General features: G+C 74.9%; 15 protein-coding genes. 13 read left to right on the top strand and 2 right to left on the bottom strand.

Annotated features, from left to right (window positions below; translation table 11 throughout):
• Together ACZ4UX_RS34655 and ACZ4UX_RS34650 are read left to right on the top strand one after the other, a co-directional pair.
• Window positions 1–1,698 (top strand): glycoside hydrolase family 15 protein (locus tag ACZ4UX_RS34655; protein ID WP_465709549.1); only part of this gene is annotated, 1,698 nt, incomplete at its 5' end.
• An 82-nt stretch (window positions 1,699–1,780) separates the two neighbouring features.
• On the top strand, window positions 1,781–2,272 hold the full coding sequence (locus tag ACZ4UX_RS34650) for an SRPBCC family protein (RefSeq protein ID WP_352294120.1): 492 nt from the start codon (window positions 1,781–1,783) through the stop codon (window positions 2,270–2,272).
• Between the two features lie 3 nt (window positions 2,273–2,275).
• Here ACZ4UX_RS34650 and ACZ4UX_RS34645 read toward each other — a convergent pair whose 3' ends face one another.
• Window positions 2,276–2,893 carry an antibiotic biosynthesis monooxygenase gene (locus tag ACZ4UX_RS34645; protein WP_465709548.1) on the bottom strand — a complete coding sequence of 206 codons (618 nt, stop codon included), beginning with the start codon at window positions 2,891–2,893 and terminating at the stop codon, window positions 2,276–2,278.
• Window positions 2,894–3,104: 211 nt separating this feature from the next.
• On the opposite strand from ACZ4UX_RS34645, the gene ACZ4UX_RS34640 reads away from it, so the two are divergent.
• From ACZ4UX_RS34640 to ACZ4UX_RS34610, 7 genes are all read left to right on the top strand, one after another.
• Window positions 3,105–4,301 carry an aminotransferase class I/II-fold pyridoxal phosphate-dependent enzyme gene (locus ACZ4UX_RS34640; RefSeq protein ID WP_465709547.1) on the top strand — a complete coding sequence of 399 codons (1,197 nt, stop codon included), beginning with the start codon at window positions 3,105–3,107 and terminating at the stop codon, window positions 4,299–4,301.
• Window positions 4,302–4,412: 111 nt separating this feature from the next.
• Complete coding sequence (gene egtA, locus ACZ4UX_RS34635) at window positions 4,413–5,774, top strand: ergothioneine biosynthesis glutamate--cysteine ligase EgtA (protein WP_465709546.1); 1,362 nt, start codon at window positions 4,413–4,415, stop codon at window positions 5,772–5,774.
• Window positions 5,771–7,189: an ergothioneine biosynthesis protein EgtB gene (egtB, locus tag ACZ4UX_RS34630; protein WP_465709545.1), complete on the top strand. Its 1,419-nt coding sequence runs from the start codon at window positions 5,771–5,773 to the stop codon at window positions 7,187–7,189. The genes egtA and egtB overlap by 4 nt, the downstream gene beginning before the upstream one ends.
• Window positions 7,189–7,926 carry an ergothioneine biosynthesis protein EgtC gene (egtC, locus tag ACZ4UX_RS34625; RefSeq protein WP_465709544.1) on the top strand — a complete coding sequence of 246 codons (738 nt, stop codon included), beginning with the start codon at window positions 7,189–7,191 and terminating at the stop codon, window positions 7,924–7,926. Before egtB ends, egtC begins: the two co-directional genes overlap by 1 nt.
• A 52-nt stretch (window positions 7,927–7,978) precedes the next feature.
• Window positions 7,979–8,962 carry an L-histidine N(alpha)-methyltransferase gene (gene egtD / locus ACZ4UX_RS34620; protein ID WP_329490663.1) on the top strand — a complete coding sequence of 328 codons (984 nt, stop codon included), beginning with the start codon at window positions 7,979–7,981 and terminating at the stop codon, window positions 8,960–8,962.
• Window positions 8,963–9,077: 115 nt separating this feature from the next.
• Window positions 9,078–10,511: a sugar porter family MFS transporter gene (locus ACZ4UX_RS34615; protein WP_465709574.1), complete on the top strand. Its 1,434-nt coding sequence runs from the start codon at window positions 9,078–9,080 to the stop codon at window positions 10,509–10,511.
• Window positions 10,512–10,991: 480 nt separating this feature from the next.
• Window positions 10,992–12,095: a nitric oxide synthase oxygenase gene (locus ACZ4UX_RS34610; protein ID WP_465709573.1), complete on the top strand. Its 1,104-nt coding sequence runs from the start codon at window positions 10,992–10,994 to the stop codon at window positions 12,093–12,095.
• Here ACZ4UX_RS34610 and ACZ4UX_RS34605 read toward each other — a convergent pair.
• Window positions 12,038–12,745 (bottom strand): TetR/AcrR family transcriptional regulator, encoded by a 708-nt coding sequence (locus tag ACZ4UX_RS34605; RefSeq protein ID WP_465709543.1) that lies wholly within the window; start codon window positions 12,743–12,745, stop codon window positions 12,038–12,040. The two genes, ACZ4UX_RS34610 and ACZ4UX_RS34605, sit on opposite strands and share 58 nt — an antisense overlap.
• Window positions 12,746–12,878: 133 nt before the next feature.
• On the opposite strand from ACZ4UX_RS34605, the gene ACZ4UX_RS34600 reads away from it, so the two are divergent.
• The 4 genes from ACZ4UX_RS34600 to ACZ4UX_RS34585 all read left to right on the top strand — a co-directional run bounded on the left by ACZ4UX_RS34600 (window position 12,879) and on the right by ACZ4UX_RS34585 (window position 17,719).
• Complete coding sequence (locus ACZ4UX_RS34600; RefSeq protein ID WP_465709542.1) at window positions 12,879–14,027, top strand: acyl-CoA dehydrogenase family protein; 1,149 nt, start codon at window positions 12,879–12,881, stop codon at window positions 14,025–14,027.
• 44 nt (window positions 14,028–14,071) lie between these two features.
• Window positions 14,072–15,259 carry a thiolase family protein gene (locus ACZ4UX_RS34595; protein ID WP_465709541.1) on the top strand — a complete coding sequence of 396 codons (1,188 nt, stop codon included), beginning with the start codon at window positions 14,072–14,074 and terminating at the stop codon, window positions 15,257–15,259.
• A gap of 143 nt (window positions 15,260–15,402) precedes the next feature.
• Complete coding sequence (gene fabG, locus ACZ4UX_RS34590) at window positions 15,403–16,161, top strand: 3-oxoacyl-ACP reductase FabG (RefSeq protein ID WP_465709540.1); 759 nt, start codon at window positions 15,403–15,405, stop codon at window positions 16,159–16,161.
• Window positions 16,162–16,357: 196 nt separating this feature from the next.
• Window positions 16,358–17,719 carry a S53 family peptidase gene (locus ACZ4UX_RS34585; RefSeq protein WP_465709539.1) on the top strand — a complete coding sequence of 454 codons (1,362 nt, stop codon included), beginning with the start codon at window positions 16,358–16,360 and terminating at the stop codon, window positions 17,717–17,719.
• The last annotated feature ends 115 nt before the right edge of the window (window positions 17,720–17,834 follow it).

Here is a 17,834-nt window from a genome sequence, read left to right as displayed (position 1 = left end):
CTTGTCTTTCCCTTTTTCCCCCCCCCCCGCTCCTTCCCCGCTTTTCTGGGCAACCGCACGCCCTGCTCTGTTCGTCCCCCCTTTCCTTCGGGCCTTCGCCCCCCCCCCCCCCGCTACCGGGGCGACAGCCTCGTCCTGGAGAGCGACTGGCACACCGCCGACGGCACCGTCCGGGTGACCGACTTCATGCCCCAGCGCGGCCGGGGCGGGCAGCGCTCCCCGCAGCTGATCCGGATCGTGGAGGGCGTCGAGGGCAGCGTCCCGGTCCGCGGCGAGCTGCGGCTGCGGTTCAACTACGGCCGGATCGAGCCGTGGGTGCGCCGCACCGGCCGGCACCGGGTCGCCGTCGCCGGGCCCGACTCCGCCTGGCTGCGGGTGCCGCCCGAGGTCCACACCTACGGGGTGGACGGCGTCACCGTCTCCGACTTCACCGTCACCGCCGGCAGCCGGGTGCCCTTCGTCCTCACCTGGCAGCCCTCCCACCTGCCCACCTCCCCGCGCACCGACCCGGAGGAGGCCCTGCTCGCCACGCTGCGCGACTGGCAGCACTGGGCGGCCGGCTGCCGCTACCGGGGCGAGTGGCGGGAGGCCGTGCTGCGCTCGCTGCTCACCCTCAAGGCGCTCGCCTACGCGCCCACCGGCGGGATCGTCGCCGCGCCCACCGCCGCACTGCCCGAGCGGATCGGCGGCACCCGCAACTGGGACTACCGCTTCTGCTGGCTGCGCGACTCCTCGATGACGCTCTCGGCGCTGCTCCGCGGCGGCTTCCGCGACGAGGCCGCCGCCTGGCGCCGCTGGCTGCTGCGCGCCATCGCCGGCGACCCGGGCGACCTGCAGACCGTCTACGGCGTCGCCGGGGAGCGCGTCCTCGGCGAGATCTCCGCCGACTGGCTGCCCGGCTACGAGGGCTCCCGGCCGGTCCGGTTCGGCAACGCCGCCGTCGACCAGCTCCAACTCGACGTCTACGGCGAGGTGGTGGACACCCTGCACTTGGCGCTGCTGGCCGGCCTGCCGATGGAGCGGCACGTCTGGACGCTGTTACGGACCCTGATGGCGTACCTGGAGCAGCACTGGCGCGAACCCGACGAGGGCCTCTGGGAGGTGCGCGGCGAGCGGCGCCACTTCGTCCACTCCAAGGTGATGTGCTGGGTCGCCGCCGACCGCGCGGTGCGGATGGCCGAGGCCACCGGGCTGCCCGCGCCCGTGGCCCGCTGGCGGGCGATGCGCGACGCCGTGCACGCCGACGTCTGCGAGCACGGCTACGACCGGCGGCGCGGCGTCTTCGTCCAGCACTACGGCGGGCAGGGCCTGGACGCGGCCACGCTGTTCGTCGTCAAGTGCGGCTTCCTGCCGCCGGACGACCCGCGCGTGGTCCGCACCGTGGACGCCGTCCGGGACGGCCTGGACCACGGCGGCCTCGTCCTGCGCTACCGGACGCACCGGCACACCGACGGCCTGCCCGGCGGCGAGGGCGCCTTCCTGGCCTGCTCGTTCTGGCTCGCCGACGCGCTCGTCGCCACCGGGCGGCGGGCCGAGGCCCGCGACCTGTTCGCCCGGGTGGTCGGGCTCGCCAACGACCTCGGCCTGCTCTCCGAGCAGTGGGACCCGCGCGCCCGCCGCCAACTCGGCAACACCCCGCAGGCGTTCACCCACGTCGCCCTGGTCAACACCGCCTTCGAACTGTCCGAGCCCGCCTAGGGCGCCCCGGGCCACGGGGGCCGGTGAACCGGTCAGCGGAGGTCCGCCCCCGAAGCCGGGCCGGACCCCCTAGAGTTCGGCCGTGGACCTCAACCACTACCGGTTCCGCGACGTGTGGCGGCTGGCCGCGCCGCCGGCCGCGGTGTACGCCGCGCTGGAGGATGTCCCGGGCTACCCGCTCTGGTGGCCCGAGATCCGCGCGGTGCGGCGGTTCGGGCCGGACGACGGCGAGGCGGTGGTGCGGGCGCTGCTGCCGTACCGGCTGGTGATCGGGCTGACCGTGGTGCGGCGCGACCCGGTGGCCGGCGTCCTGGAGGTCGCGATGCGGGGCGACCTGGTCGGCTGGTCCCGCTGGACGGTCGGGGCGGACGGCACCGGCGCCCGCGCCCTGTTCGAGGAGGACGCCCGGCCCGGGCGCCCGCTGCTCCGGCGCCTCGCCGTGCCGCTGCACCCGGTGTTCCGCGCCAACCACGCCGTCATGATGCGCCGCGGCCGCCGCGGCCTGGCCGCCCATCTGGCCCGCCGGGACCCGGGCGGCCGGCCGGGCGGCGCACCGGCCGACCGCCCGGCGTGACTCCTAGACCCGGCCGGTGCGGCCGAACAGCCAGCCGCGCAGCAGCCGGGTGACCACCGGCAGGGCCGCGTACGTCATCAGCGCGCTGATCAGCGGTGCGGTGACCAGGGCGCGGACCGCCACCGGCAGGCCGGCCAGATGCGGGGTGAGCAGCAGCCCGGAGGTGACGGTGAGCGGCGCGATCGCCACCGTGGAGGCGACCGCCATCCGCCAGCGCACCGGCGGGCGGCCCTTCGCCGCCGACCGGGTGGTGGCGAACCAGCCCTCCATGCCGAGGATCTCGTGCCGGTGCACCTCGTGGTGGTGCCCGTCCGCCGCGGCGAAGCAGGCCGCCCGGGCCGGCGAGGCCTGCCAGGAGCGGAACGCCCCGCCGTCACGGAAGTGCAGCAGCAGGTGCCAGGGGTCGTCCGGCCCGGCCGGGCGCAGCAGCCCGGTGCCGAGGTTGCCCTCGTGCCCGGCGGCCGCGGCGAGGATCCCCTTCGCCCACCGCTCGAACGCCTCCTCGTGGCCGGGCTCGACCCGCCGGGCCACGAACAGCGTGACCTCGTCGTCCGGCCCGCCCCGGTCCGCCGCCGCGGGCGCCGCCCGGCCCGCCCGTCCTCGCAGTCCCACCAGTCCCATCGGTCCCGCCCTTTCCGGGTCTCCCCGTGCGTCCCCGGTCGCAGCCGTCCCGCAGCGTACGGCCCCGCCGGGCGGCCGCGCCCCTGCCGACCGCTCCTCGGGACGCGGGCCGGTGCCGGCGGCGGCCCGCCCGCGCCCTGGTGACCGGGCCCGCCCGGGCGGTTAGCGTGGCCCGGGACCGACCCCCACCGCCGCCCGGGAGGCGCCCGCCATGACGACCCCGTCGGACGACCCCGGCCACGCCCCCGACCGGCTCTTCGGGCGCGCCTTCGACCGGACCGGTACCGGGAGCAGCAAGTGGGCCCGGACGGCCGGCGCGACCGGCGTGATCGCGATGGGGCTGGCCGACATGGACCTGCCCGGCCCGCCGGCCGTCGCGGCGGCGCTGGGCCGGCGCGCGCGGCACCCGGCGTACGGGTACACGGTGTGCGACCCGGCCGGCCGGGAGCTGGTGGCCCGCTGGTACCGGGACCGGCACGGGGTGGAGATCGACCCGGCGTGGGTGCTGCTGCTGCCGTTCGGACCGCGCACCGCCGTCCGGCTGCTGCTGGAGGCGGTGCGACCGACCGGGCCGGTGCTGTTCCCGGCGCCGGAGTGGGGCGGCTTCGCCCAGGTCTGCCGGGCCGCCGGACTGGCCCACCGGGAGCTGCCGCTGGCCCGGGACGCCGCCGGCTACCGGCTGCCGCTGGACGCCTTCGCCGGGCACCGGGCCGGGGCGGTGCTGCTGAGCAGCCCGCACAACCCGTCCGGCCGGGTCTGGACCGCCGCGGAGGTCCGCGCCCTGGCCGAGGCGGCGGCCCGGGGCGGCGGGGTGCTGCTCTCGGACGAGGTGCACGGCGACCTCACCCACCCGGGCCACCGCCACCCGGTGGCCGTCGCGGTCGCGGGCCCCTACCGGGAGCGGACCGTCACCCTCAACTCGGTCGGCAAGACCTTCAACACCTCCGGCATCCCCAGCTGCTTCGCGCTCGTGCCGGACGCGGCGCTGCGCGAGCGGCTCACCGGGGTGATGGCCGGGTACGGCCTGTGGGAGGGCGGGCTGCTGGAGCAGGTGGTGCAGGAGGCGGCGCTGCGCGACGGCGGCCCGTGGCTGGACGCGCTGCTGGACCACCTGGCCGCCGCCCGGGACCGGCTGACCGGCGTGCTCGGAGAGGCCGTCCGCTCCGCGCCGGAGGCCTCCTACCTGCTCTGGCTGGACGCCGCCGCGCTCGGCCTGCCGCCCGTGGGCGCCCGGGCTGCACTGCTGGAGCGGTGCGGCCTGGAGGCCTCCGACGGCGGCGACTTCGGCCCCGGCGGCGAGGGCTCGCTGCGGCTGAACTACGCCCTGCCGGAGCCCGCGCTGGCGGCGGCCGTGGGCCGGCTGGAACGGCTCCGAAATCCCGGCATCACCCGATTGCACCGCCTCTGACCTGCGACGACATCTCTTCACGAGATGTTTGCGGAGCGCCCCGGCATGGTCCGTAGCAGACTGGGCAGGGTAGACCGGGCCGCAATCGTGATCCCGAGGATGGTGAGTCCGGTGATACCCGTTCGCCCGACCAGCCCGACCAGCCCGACCGACCGCCAGGGCACCGATCCGCCCACCGGGAGCGTCACCCCGCTCACCGAGTCGACGGCGCGCCGCCACATGGCCGGCGTCTGCTTCAAGATCGGGCCGCCCCGGCTGGTCGGCGTGGAGGTCGAGTGGTTCGTCCACGACGACCGATGTCCGACCGGCCCCGTGCTACCGGAGCGGCTGCACGCCGCACTGGAGTCACTCCCGCTGGGCGGCGCCGACGGGACGGTCCTGCCGTCCGGTGCCCGCCTCACCCTCGAACCCGGTGGACAGGTCGAGCTCAGCTCCCCGCCCGCCGACGGCATCGTCGCCTGCGTCGACGACACCCGCCGTGATCTCGCCACCCTGCGGGCCGCCTTCGCGGCCCAGGGTCTGCGGCTCACCGGCACCGGTACCGACCCCCTGGCCCGTCCCCGCACGATGGTGCTGGACCACCCGCGCTATCTCGCGATGGAACGGTTCTTCGACTCCGCCGGACCCTGGGGCCGGATCATGATGACCGGCACCGCCTCCGTGCAGGTCTGCCTGGACGCGGGGGCCGCCGACGGCCCGCACGCGCTCGACCGGCGCTGGCGCCTGACCCACCAGCTCGGGCCGGTCCTGGTCGCCGCCTTCGCCAACTCCCCCCTGCTGGACGGGAAGCCCACCGGGCACCGGTCCACCCGGCAGATCGTCTGGTCCCGGATGGACCCCACCCGCACGCTCGCCCCGGCGCCCGACCACGGCGATCCGCGCGAGGCCTGGACCAGGTACGTGCTGGACGCCGAGGTGCTCTGCATCCGCCGCCCCGACGGCCTGCCGTGGACGGCGCCGGCCGGCCTGACCTTCCTCGACTGGCTGCGCGGCGGCGGCGAACGCCCGCCGACCCTCGCCGATCTGGACTACCACCGCACCACGCTGTTCCCGCCGGTCCGCCCGCACGGCCACCTGGAGCTGCGGATGATCGACGCCCAGCCGGGCGACGGCTGGATCGTCCCCGCGGCCCTGGTGACCGCGCTGCTGGACGACCCGAAGGCCGCCGACGCGGCGCTGGCCGCGCTGGAGCCGCTGGAGAGCGCCACCGGGCCGCTCCCGCCGCGCAGCGACGCCTGGCGCCGGGCCGCCACCCTGGCGGTCGCCGATCCCGCGCTGCGCCGCGCCACGCTCGCCTGCTTCGCCGCCGCCGACGCCGCGCTGGGCCGCCTGCCCGGCGCCGAGCGACTGCGCACCGCCGTCGCCGAGTTCGCCGAGCGCTACCCCGCGCGCGGCCGCTGCCCGGCCGACGACCAGCTGGACGCCCTGCGCTCCGGCGCCCGACGCACTCCCCCGGAGGAGGCCGCACCATGATCGACGACGCCCGCCCGACCGGCTCCCGCGCCGCCGGGGCGACCGGCCCCGGGTCTCCGCCCGCGGCCTCCCCCGCCCCGCCGGCCGGCCCGTCCCCCGAGGGCCTGCCCCCGGCGGCCCTGCGCGAGGCGATCGCCACCGAGCTGCTGGCCGCCCGGACCCGCACCGCCGCACTGACCGACTGCGTCGGGGACCACGACCTCACCGCCCAGCACTCCCCGCTGATGTCCCCGCTGGTCTGGGACCTCGCGCACATCGGCAACCAGGAGGAGCTCTGGCTGCTGCGCAACATCGGCGGCCGGGAGCCGATGCGCCCCGAGATCGACCCGCTCTACGACGCCTTCGAGCACCCGCGCGCCGAACGCCCCAGCCTGCCGCTGCTGCCGCCGGCCGAGGCGCGCGCCTACGCGCACGAAGTCCGCGGCCGGGTGTTCGACCTGCTGGAGGCCAGCCCGCTGGAGGGCGCTCCGCTGCTCGACGCCGGCTTCGCCTTCGGCATGATCGCCCAGCACGAGCAGCAGCACGACGAGACCATGCTGGTCACCCACCAGCTGCGCCGCGGCGAGCCCGCGCTGGCCGCTCCCCCGCCGCCGCCCGCACCGGCGGACGCGGCGGCGCTGCCCGCCGACGTGCTCGTCCCCGCGGGCCCGTTCACCATGGGGACGGACACCGAGCCGTGGGCGCTGGACAACGAGCGCCCGGCGCACCGGATCGACCTGCCGGCCTTCCGGCTGGACACCACGCCGGTCACCAACGGCGCCTATCTGCGGTTCATCGCCGACGGCGGCTACGACGACCCGCGCTGGTGGACGGCCGAGGGCTGGGAGCACCGGCAGCGGGCCGGGCTGACCGCCCCGCTGTTCTGGCACCGCGAGGGCGCCCAGTGGCTGCGCCGCCGTTTCGGCACGGTCGAGCCCGTCCCCGAGGACGAGCCGGTGCTGCACGTCAGCTGGTACGAGGCGGACGCCTACGCCCGCTGGGCGGGGCGGCGGCTGCCGACCGAGGCGGAGTGGGAGAAGGCCGCCCGGCACGACCCGGCCACCGACCGCTCCCGCCGCTACCCGTGGGGCGACGGCCCGCCCGCCCCGGAGCACGCCAACCTCGGCCAGCGCCATCTGCGCCCGGCCCCGGCCGGCAGCTACCCGGCCGGCGAGTCCCCCTACGGCGTACGGCAGTTGATGGGCGACGTGTGGGAGTGGACGGCCAGTGACCTCCACCCCTACCCCGGCTTCCGGGCCTGGCCGTACCGGGAGTACTCGGAGGTCTTCTTCGGGCCCGAGTACAAGGTGCTGCGCGGCGGCTGCTTCGCGGTCGCGCCGGTGGCCTGCCGCGGCACGTTCCGCAACTGGGACTACCCGGTCCGGCGGCAGATCTTCGCCGGGTTCCGCACCGCGGCCGACGTGGCGGCCGGCTGATGTGCCGCCACCTCGCCTACCTCGGCGCACCGGTGACGCCCGGGGAGGTGCTGGTGGAGCCGCCGTTCGGGCTCTACCGGCAGTCCTGGGCCCCCCGGGCGCAGCAGTACGGCACGGTCAACGCCGACGGCTTCGGCCTCGGCTGGTACGCGGACGGCGACCCGACCCCGGCCCGCTACCGGCGGGCGGGACCGATCTGGGCGGACGCCTCCTTCGCCGACCTCGCCCGGGTGATCCGCACCCGGGCGCTGGTGGCGGCCGTCCGCTCGGCCACCGAGGGCTGCGCGGCGGGCGAGGACGCGGCCGCGCCGTTCGCCGCCGGGCCCTGGCTGTTCAGCCACAACGGCGCGGTGGCCGGCTGGCCGGACAAGCTGGACGCGCCGGCCGGGCGGCTCTCCCCGGCCGAGCTGCTGGAGCTGCCGGCCCGGACGGACTCGGCGCTGCTCTGGGGCCTCGCGCTGCACCGGCTGCGCGCGGGCGCGGGCCTCGGCGAGGCCTTGGCCGGCGCCGTCGCGGACGTGACCGCGCACACCACCGGCCGGCTCAACCTGCTGCTGACCGACGGCCGGGCGATCGCCGCCACCACCTGGGGCGACACGCTGCACCACCGGAGCCTGCCGGGTGCGGGCGTCCTGGTGGCCTCCGAGCCCTACGACGACCACCCGGACTGGGCCGTCGTCCCGGACCGCTCGCTGCTGCTGGCCGGCCCGGACGGCGTCGTGGTCCGCCCGCTCTGAAATCTCCCTCGCTCCTCTCACCTTCACTTTTTGAACAGAGGATCCATCTGTCATGAGCATCTTTGATCTCACCCGACTGCTGCCCGCCGACCACTTCAGCACCGCGCTGCGGCACGACGTGCGCGAGGGGCTGACCGCCGATCCCAAGTGGCTGCCGCCGAAGTGGTTCTACGACGCCCGGGGCAGCGAGCTGTTCGAGGAGATCACCAGGCTGCCCGAGTACTACCCGACCCGCGCCGAACGGGCCATCCTCACCGACCGGGCCGGCGAGATCGCCGCCGCCACCCGGGCCCGCACGCTGGTGGAGCTGGGCTCGGGCTCCTCGGAGAAGACCAGGCTGCTGCTGAACGCGCTGCGCGACCTCGGCACCCTCGACAGCTACGTCCCGGTGGACGTCAGCGAGAGCGCCCTGACCGGTGCGGGCGAGGCGCTGGCCCTGGACTTCCCCGGACTGTCCGTGCACGCGGTGCTCGCCGACTTCACCGCCCGGCTCGGCCTGCCGCCGGAGGGCGGGCCGCGCCTGGTCGCCTTCCTCGGCGGCACCCTCGGCAACCTGCTCCCCGCCGAGCGGGCGGTCTTCCTGCGCCGCCTGCGGGCCGCGCTCGACCCCGGTGACTTCCTGCTGCTCGGCACCGACCTGGTCAAGGACCCGCAGGTGCTGGTGGCCGCCTACGACGACGCGGCGGGGGTGACGGCGGAGTTCAACCGGAACGTGCTCAACGTGCTGAACCGGGAGCTGTCCGCCGACTTCGACCCGACCGCGTTCGAGCACGTGGCGCTCTGGGACCGGGAGCGGGAGTGGATCGAGATGCGGCTGCGCTCGCTGCAGGAGCAGACCGTGAAGATCCCCGCGCTGGACCTGCCGATCCACTTCGAGAAGGGCGAGGAGCTGCGCACCGAGGTGTCGGCCAAGTTCCGCCGGGAGCGGGTGGCCGAGGAGCTGGCGGCGGCCGGCCTGCGGCTGAGCCACTGGTGGACGGACGAGGAGGGCCGGTTCGGGCTGTCCCTGGCCTCGCCGGTGGCCGAACAGGTTTGACAGTTCACTTTACTAATAAGCAAGGGGACTTGTCGGGCATCCCACGTACAACACTTGAACATTGGCGGGTTACGATCGCGGCTACCAAGCTCAGCGTTGAGTATCAGGAGTCAAGATCGTGAGCGTCACCCAGCAGCCCTCGGAGCCCGTGGCGGCGGAGGCTCGATCCTCCGACCGCCTCGGCTTCGTCGTGTTCATCACCGCCGCCGCGGCCCTCGGCGGGTTCCTGTTCGGCTACGACAGCTCCGTGATCAACGGCGCCGTCTCCGGCATCCAGGAGAAGTTCGGCGTCGGGGACGGCGTCACCGGTCTGATCGTCTCGTCCGCGCTGCTGGGCTCGGCGGTGGGCGCCGCGCTGGCCGGCCGCTTCGCCGACCGGTACGGCCGGATCAAGGTGATGAAGGCGGGCGCGCTGCTCTTCGCGGTGAGCGCGGTCGGCTCGATGCTGCCGTTCGCCGCCTGGGACCTCGCCGGCTGGCGGGTCCTCGGCGGCGCGGCCATCGGCATCGCCTCGGTGATCGCCCCGACCTACATCGCCGAGGTCGCGCCGACCCGCTACCGGGGCCGGCTGGCCTCCTTCCAGCAGGCCGCGATCGTCCTCGGCATCGCGATCTCGCAGCTGGTCAACTGGGTCCTGGCGGACGCCGCCGGCGGCGACACCCGCGGCCGGCTGCTCGGTCTGGAGGCCTGGCAGTGGATGCTCGGCATCTGCGTCGTGCCGGCCGCCGTCTACTTCGTGCTCGCCTCGATGATCCCCGAGTCCCCGCGCTACCTGATCTCGGCCGGCCGGCTGGACGAGGCCCGCACGGTGCTCACCGAGGTCGAGGGCGAGGGCTCCGACACCGACGCGCGGATCGCCGAGATCCAGGGCCTGATCGCCTCCGACCACCGGCCGCGCTTCGGCGACCTGCTCGGCGGCCGGTTCGGCCTGCTGCCGATCGTCTGGGTCGGCATCGGCCTCTCGGTCTTCCAGCAGCTGGTCGGCATCAACGTGATCTTCTACTACTCGTCGATCCTCTGGCAGTCCGTCGGCATCGACCAGAGCAACTCGCTGCTGATCAGCTTCATCGGCTCGGTCATCAACATCCTCGGCACCGTGGTCGCGATCCTGCTGGTGGACCGGATCGGCCGCAAGCCGCTCGCCCTGATCGGCTCGGCCGGGATGGCCGTCGCGCTGGCCGCCTGCGGCTGGGCGTTCTCCTCGGCCACCGGCACCGGCGACGACGTCGCCCTGCCCGACCTCCAGGGCACCGTCGCGCTGATCTCCGCCAACGCCTTCGTGCTCTTCTTCGCGATGTCCTGGGGCGTGGTGGTCTGGGTGATGCTCGGCGAGATGTTCCCCAACCGGATCCGGGCCGCCGCCCTCTCCGTCGCCGCCTCGGCGCAGTGGATCGCCAACTGGGCGATCACCGTGTCCTTCCCCTCGCTCTCGCGCTGGAACCTGTCGGCGACCTACCTGGTCTACGCGGGCTTCGCGGCCCTGTCGCTGGTCTTCGTGGCGAAGTACATGAAGGAGACCAAGGGCGTCCGCCTGGAGGACATGGGCTGATCCGACAGTCGGACCTTCGGCCCCCGCACCCTAGCGCCCTCGGCGCGGGTGCGGGGGCCGAATCGTTCACTCTCTGCGGCGGGGCGCCTACCTCCGGTACTCCTGTTCGGCAGGAGGGATGTGTCCTTGATCTTCAACCGGCTTCGCACCCGCAGCACCCGCGCGCCCCGTCGCCCCGCACCGGCTCCGACGCCGGCCGCGGTGCCGGCCCCGAGCGGCGGCTGCCCGTTCGCCCACGCCCACCCGGCCGCCGAGCCGCCGCACGGGCCCGAACCCCTGCCCACCACCGTGCACGGCACCGGCGTCCGGTACCTCGTCGACCCGGGGCGCGCCGAGGCCGGGCGGACCACCCCGGGGCGGCCCACCGTGGTCGACCGCCCCACCGGCACCGATCCGTTCGCCGGTCTCCGCACCGAGCCGCTCGGCGAGACGTTCGGCGAGACGTTCGGCCAGGCGTTCGGCGAGGCGTTCACCGGCCCCGTGGCCGAGCCGTTCACCGAGCCCTTCACCGACCCCGACGCGGCCGCCGACTTCGTCCGCCAGTTCCACCGCGAGCAGCCCGGCACCGGCGACCCGACCGGGCGGGTGCTGGCGGTCCTGGACGAGATCGACCGCACCGGCACCTACCAGCACACCCCCGCCGAACTCGCCTACGGCGCCCGGCTCGCCTGGCGCAACGCGGCCCGCTGCATCGGCCGGCTGTACTGGCGCAGCCTGGTGGTGCGCGACCTGCGGCACCTGGCCTCGGCCGACGACATCGCCACCGAGTGCTTCGAGCACCTGCGGGTGGCCTCCAACGGCGGCCGGATCCGCCCGGTGATCTCGGTGTTCGCCCCCGACCGGCCCGGCCGCCCGGCCGCCCGCATCCTCAACCAGCAGCTGGTCCGCTACGCCGGCCGGCCCACCGGGCACGGCTTCGTCGGGGACCCGGCGGGCGCGCGGCTGGCGGCCCGCGCCCGGGACCTCGGCTGGAAGTGCGGCGAGGAGCGCTTCGAGGTGCTGCCGCTCCTGGTGCAGGAGCGGCCCGGCGCCCGCCCCGAGTGGTACGAACTGCCGGACGACACCACCCCCGAGGTCGAGCTCAGCCACCCCGACCACCCGTGGTTCGCCGAGCTCGGCCTGCGCTGGTACACGGTGCCGGCGATCAGCGACATGACGCTGGAGATCGGCGGCGTGCGCTACCCCACCGCCCCGTTCAACGGCTGGTACATGGGCACCGAGATCGGCGCCCGCAACCTCGCCGACGCCGACCGGTACGACATGCTGGCGACCGTCGCCGACCGGCTCGGCCTGGACACCTCCAGCGACCGCACGCTCTGGCGCGACCGCGCGCTGGTGGAGCTCAACGTCGCGGTGCTGCACTCGTTCCAGGAGGCCGGGGTGACGATCGCCGACCACCACACCGAGTCGGAGCGGTTCCTGAAGCACATCGCCCAGGAGAAGCGGCTCGGGCGGCCCACCCCCGCCGACTGGAGCTGGATCGTGCCGCCGGTCTCCGGCGGGCTGACCCCGGTCTACCACCGCTACTACGACCCGGTGGACCCGTCGCTGCGCCCGGCCTTCGTGGCGCGCGAGCCCTGGTGAGGCCGCGGCGCCGCCCCGTCGACCGTCCGCTCGTACCGGAGCAGCAGCCCGTCGAGCAGCGCTTCGAGACCGGTCTCGAAGGCGCCCTCGTCGATCGCGCCCCGGTGTTCGGCCAGCCGGTGGGCCTCGCCGAGGTGCGGGTAGTCGGCGGCGTCGTACAGCCCGGCGTCCTCGGGGAAGCCCGCCGCGAAGGAGGCCAGCGCCGAGCCGGTGACGAAGTACCGCATCAGCGCGCCGATCCGGGTGGCCTGCCCGCGCGGCCAGCCGGCCGCGACCAGGCAGCCGAAGACGGCGTCGGCCAGCCGCAGCGCGTTCGGGCGGCGGCCGGGGCCCTGGGCCAGCACCGGGACGATGTTGGGGTGCGCGGCCAGCGCGGCGCGGTAGGAGCGGGCCCAGTCGCGCAGCGCCCGCGGCCACGGCGCGCCGGCGGTGAACATCGACAGGTCGACCTCCCCCATCACGCTGTCCACCACCGCGTCCAGCAGCTCGTCCTTGGTCGCAACGTGGTTGTAGAGCGACGGCCCGCTGACCGACAGCTCGGTGGCCAGGCGGCGGGTGGAGAGGGCGTCCAGCCCCTCGGCGTCGATCAGCCGCAGCGCGGTGGCGACGATGAGCTCGCGGCTGAGCAAGGGGGTGCGCGGGCGGGCCATCGTCGCGGTTCCTCCGGTCGAGTGGGGTGAGGACCGATTCTGGCAGGCGCCTCTTCCCAGCGCGGCCCGGTCGGGGCTACAGTCCCGGTAAAACTTGCACCGCTAGTTTACCGGAGCCCGACGAGGTGGCGCGATGAATCTGGAGCTGACCGAGGAGCAGGCCGCCCTCCGGGACCTCGCGGCGGCGTTCACCGACCGCGAGATCGTCCCGCACGCGGCCGCCTGGGACCGGGCCGAGGCCGTCGACCGCGCGGTGATCGGCAAGCTCGCCGGCATCGGCCTGCTCGGCCTCACCATCCCCGAGGAGTACGGCGGCAGCGGCGGCGACCACCTCGCGTACTGCCTGGCCCTGGAGGAGCTGGGCCGGGGCGACTCCGCCGTGCGCGGCATCGTCTCGGTCTCGCTCGGCCTGGTCGCCAAGTCGGTGAACGGCTACGGCACCGAGGAGCAGAAGCGGCACTGGCTGCCCCGGCTCACCTCCGGCGAGTCGCTCGGCTGCTTCGCCCTCACCGAACCCGGCACCGGCTCGGACGCCGCCAACCTGACCACCCGGGCGGTCCGGGACGGCGACGACTGGCTGATCAGCGGCGCCAAGATGTTCATCACCAACGGGACGTGGGCCGATGTCGCGCTGGTCTTCGCCCGCACGGGCGGACCGGGCCACCGGGGCATCACCGCCTTCCTCGTCCCCACCGACCTGCCCGGCTTCACCCGCACCGAGATCCACGGCAAGCTCGGCCTGCGCGGCCAGGCCACCGCCGAACTCGCCTTCGACGCCGTCCGCGTCCCCGACGGGGCCCGGCTGGGCGAGCTCGGCAAGGGCTTCACGGTGGCGATGGCCGCCCTGGCCAAGGGCCGGATGTCGGTGGCGGCCGGCTGCGTCGGCATCGCCCGGGCCTGCCTGGAGGCCGCCGTCCACTACGCCGGCGAGCGCGAGCAGTTCGGCCGGCCGATCGCCTCGCACCAGCTGGTCCAGGAGCTGCTCGCCGGCATCGCCGTGGACGTCGAGGCCGCCCGGCTGCTCACCTGGAAGGTCGCCGACCACATCGAGCGCGGCCTGCCGTTCGCCACCGAGTCCTCCGTCGCCAAGCTCTACGCGAGCGAGGCCGCCGTCCGGGCCGCCAACAACGCGCTCCAGGTCTTCGGCGGCTACGGGTTCATCGACGAGTACCCGGTCGGCAAGTACCTGCGCGACGCGCGGGTGATGACCCTCTACGAGGGCACCAGCCAGATCCACAAGCTGCTCATCGGGCGTTCGCTCACCGGCGTCAACGCCTTCTGACCGCCACTCACCGGACAACCCCACCGGATAAGGAGCCCGACGACGTGCGTCCTGTCTACTTCGCCGCAGCCCGCCGCACACCCATCGGCCGGCTGCGCGGAGCGCTCGCCACGGTCCGCCCGGACGACCTCTCGGCCACCGTGCTGCGCGCCCTGCTCGCCGATGTCCCCACCCTCGACCCGGCCCGGATCGACGACGTCTACTGGGGCGCCGCGAACCAGGCCGGCGAGGACAACCGCAACGCCGCCCGGATGGCCGTGCTGCTCGCCGGCCTGCCCGACAGCGTCCCCGGCGCCACCGTCAACCGGCTCTGCGCCTCCGGCCTGGAGGCCGTCACCCAGGCCGCCCGGGCGATCGGCTCGGGCGAGGCCGACGTGGTGCTGGCCGGCGGCTGCGAGTCGATGACCCGCGCCCCCTTCGTCCTCCCCCGTCCCGACGAGGCGCTGCCGCACCGGATCGAGACCTTCGACACCCGGCTCGGCTGGCGGCTCACCAACCCGCGGATGGCCGAGCTGCACGGCGTGCTCTCGATGGGCGAGACCGCCGAGGAGGTCGCCGCCCGCCACGGCATCACCCGGGAGCGCCAGGACGCCTTCGCGCTCCGCAGCCACCGGCTGGCCGCCGCCGCCCGCAAGGACGGCCACTTCGACGCCGAGCTGGTCCCGGTCGAGCGGCCGGACGGCGTGACCGTCCACCAGGACGAGAGCATCCGGGAGGACACCGGCCCGGAGAAGCTCGCCCGGCTGAAGCCGGCCTTCCGCCCGGGCGGCACGGTGACGGCGGGCAACGCCTCGCCGATGAACGACGGGGCGGCCGGCCTGGTGCTGGTCAGCGAGGAGGTCCTGGCCGAGCTGGGCCTGCGGCCGCTCGGCCGGTACGTGGCCGGCGCCTCGGCCGGGGTGCATCCGGACGTGATGGGCATCGGCCCGGTGCCCGCCACCCGCAAGGCGCTCGGCCGGGTCGGCTGGTCCGTCGCCGACCTGGAGGAGGCCGAGCTCAACGAGGCCTTCGCCGCGCAGGTGCTCGCCAGCATCGACCAGTTGGGCCTCGACCCCGAGCTGGTCAACCCGACCGGCGGGGCGATCGCGCTCGGCCACCCGCTGGGCGGCTCCGGCGCGCGGATCCTCACCACCCTGCTGCACCGGATGCGCCGCAACGGCACCCGGCGCGGGCTGGCCACCATGTGTGTCGGAGTCGGCCAGGGCACCGCCGTCCTGGTCGAATCCCCCTGAGCACCGGCCGCCGTCCCGCCCTCCCAATCGAGGCCGACCGCGAGGCCGACCTCGCGGTCGCACGCACAGTCGCAGGCGCAGTCGCAGTCGCAGTTCCCGTCGCAGCCGAAGTCGAAGTCGAAGTCGAAGTCGAAGGAGTTGTCGTGACCCGTTTCGCAGGAAAGGTCGCCGTCGTCACCGGTGCGGCCCAGGGCATCGGCGCGGCCACCGCGCGGCTGCTGGCCGAGGAGGGGGCCGCCGTCGCGGTGGTCGACCTGACCGCCGAGCGGGCCACCGGCACGGTCGAGGAGATCACCGCCAAGGGCGGCACCGCGCGGGCGTACGGCTGCGACGTGGCCGACTACGACGCGGTGGAGGCGGTCTTCGCCGAGGTCGCCGGGGACTTCGGCGGGGTGCACATCCTGGTGAACAACGCCGGGATCACCCGGGACAACCTCTTCTTCAAGATGACCAGGCCCGACTGGGACGCGGTGCTGACGGTCAATCTGACCAGCGCCTACAACTGCAGCCACGTGGCGCAGAAGTACATGACGGCCCAGAAGTACGGCAAGATCGTCTCGCTCAGCTCGCGCTCGGCGCTCGGCAACCGGGGCCAGGCCAACTACGCCGCCGCCAAGGCGGGCATCCAGGGCCTGACCGCCACGCTGGCGATCGAGCTGGGTCCGTTCAACATCAACGTCAACGCCGTCGCCCCCGGCTACATCGCCACCGCGATGACCGCCGCCACCGCCGAGCGGGTCGGTGCGACGGCCGAGGACCACCAGGCGGAGGTCTCCGCCCGGACGCCGCTGCGGCGGGTCGGCCGGCCGGAGGAGATCGCCTCGGTGGTCGCCTTCCTCGCCAGCGAGGACGCCTCCTACGTCAGCGGGCAGACGCTGTACGTCAACGGTGGGGCACGCTGAGATCTTCTGACGTTTCGTCAGATGACCGTCCCGGGTGGTGGGTTACCTTCACCTGGGACGGCCTTTACCCTTTCCGGTGGCCTGCGCGAGCATGCCGACGGGTACGGAATGACTATGGCATGATCATGCTGCTGTCGATGGGATGGCCGGACCCACCCGACCGGTCCAGGTCGGGCCCTGCGTCCCAAGGAGTCCCATGGGCAGCCCCGCCACCCTCCGCCGCGCCCTGGCCCTGCTCGCCGTGGGGGCCACTGCCCTGACGGCCGGCACGCTCGGCGTCCCGGCCGTCCGCCCGGCGGCCGCCGCCGGCCTCGCGGGCGTCCACGTCCGCCCCGCCTCCACGGGCCACATCAGCGCCGTCGGCCGGGACGCGCCCCTGCCCACCTCCCAGTGCGTCAGCCAGATCGGCATCCACTGCTACTCCCCGCTCCAGTACCGGACCGCCTACAACCTCGACCCGCTGTACCGCGAGGGCATCACCGGCAAGGGCCGCACGATCGTCATCGTCGACTCCTTCGGCTCCCCGACCATCCAGCACGACCTGGAGGTCTTCGACAAGCAGTGGGGCATCCCGGACACCCAGGTCGAGGTGGTCAAGTGGGGCGACGTCCCGGTCTTCGACCCGACCAACCCCGATCACACCGGCTGGGCCGGCGAGAGCACCCTCGACGTCGAGTACGCCCACGCCGTCGCCCCCGGCGCGCACATCATCCTGGTCGAGACCGGCGTCTCCGAGACCGAGGGGACGACCGGGCTGCCCGAGATGATGGACGCCGAGAAGGCCCTCATCAAGTCCGGCCGCGCCGATGTGATCTCGCAGAGCTTCGGCGCCACCGAGAACACCTTCCCCGGCTTCGACAAGGGCGACTTCAGCTCGCTCACCGGCCTGCGGTACGCCTTCCAGGAGGCCGCCGCGCACGACGTGACCGTACTCGCCGCCTCCGGCGACACCGGCGCCACCGACTACCAGGCCAACGGCGAGGACCTCTACCCGGGCAGGGTCAACTCCTGGCCCTCCGCCGACCCGCTGGTCACCTCCGTCGGCGGCACCCGGCTCAGCCTGGACGACGCGGGCCGGCGGACCGCCCCCGACCAGGTCTGGCACGACAACTGGGGCGCGGGCGGCGGCGGGACCTCCGCGGTCTTCGCACGCCCCTGGTACCAGGCCGGCGTCGCCCGCGTCACCGGCAACCACCGCGGCACGCCCGACCTCAGCATGAGCGCGGCGGTCGACGGCGCGGCCTGGACGTACGAGTCCTATGACCCGGCGACGGCCGGCTGGCACATCACCGGCGGCACCAGCGAGTCGACCCCGATCTTCTCCGGCGTCGTCGCGCTCGCCGACCAGCTCGCCGGGCGCCGGCTCGGTCAGCTCAACGGGCGGCTCTACGGGCTCGCCCTGCTCCCGCAGCAGTGGAGCGGCCTGGTCGACGTGACGGCGGGCGACAACTCCTGGGACACGGTGACGGGTTACCGGGCCGCCAAGGGCTACGACCTCGCCAGCGGGCTCGGCACCATCGACGCCGCCAGGTTCGTGCACGCCCTCGCGGGCCGGTAGCACCGGTCCGGGAGCCGGGTGCGGGGGGGGGGGGGGGGGGGGGGGGGGGGGGGGGGGGGGGGGGGGGGGGGGGGGGGGGGGGGGGGGGGGGGGGGGGGGGGGGGGGGGGGGGGGG

It is taken from the genome of Kitasatospora sp. NPDC028961, assembly GCF_055564815.1.
The sequence above is the reverse complement of the archived record's forward strand: the minus strand, read 5'-3'. Positions and strand labels throughout refer to the sequence as shown.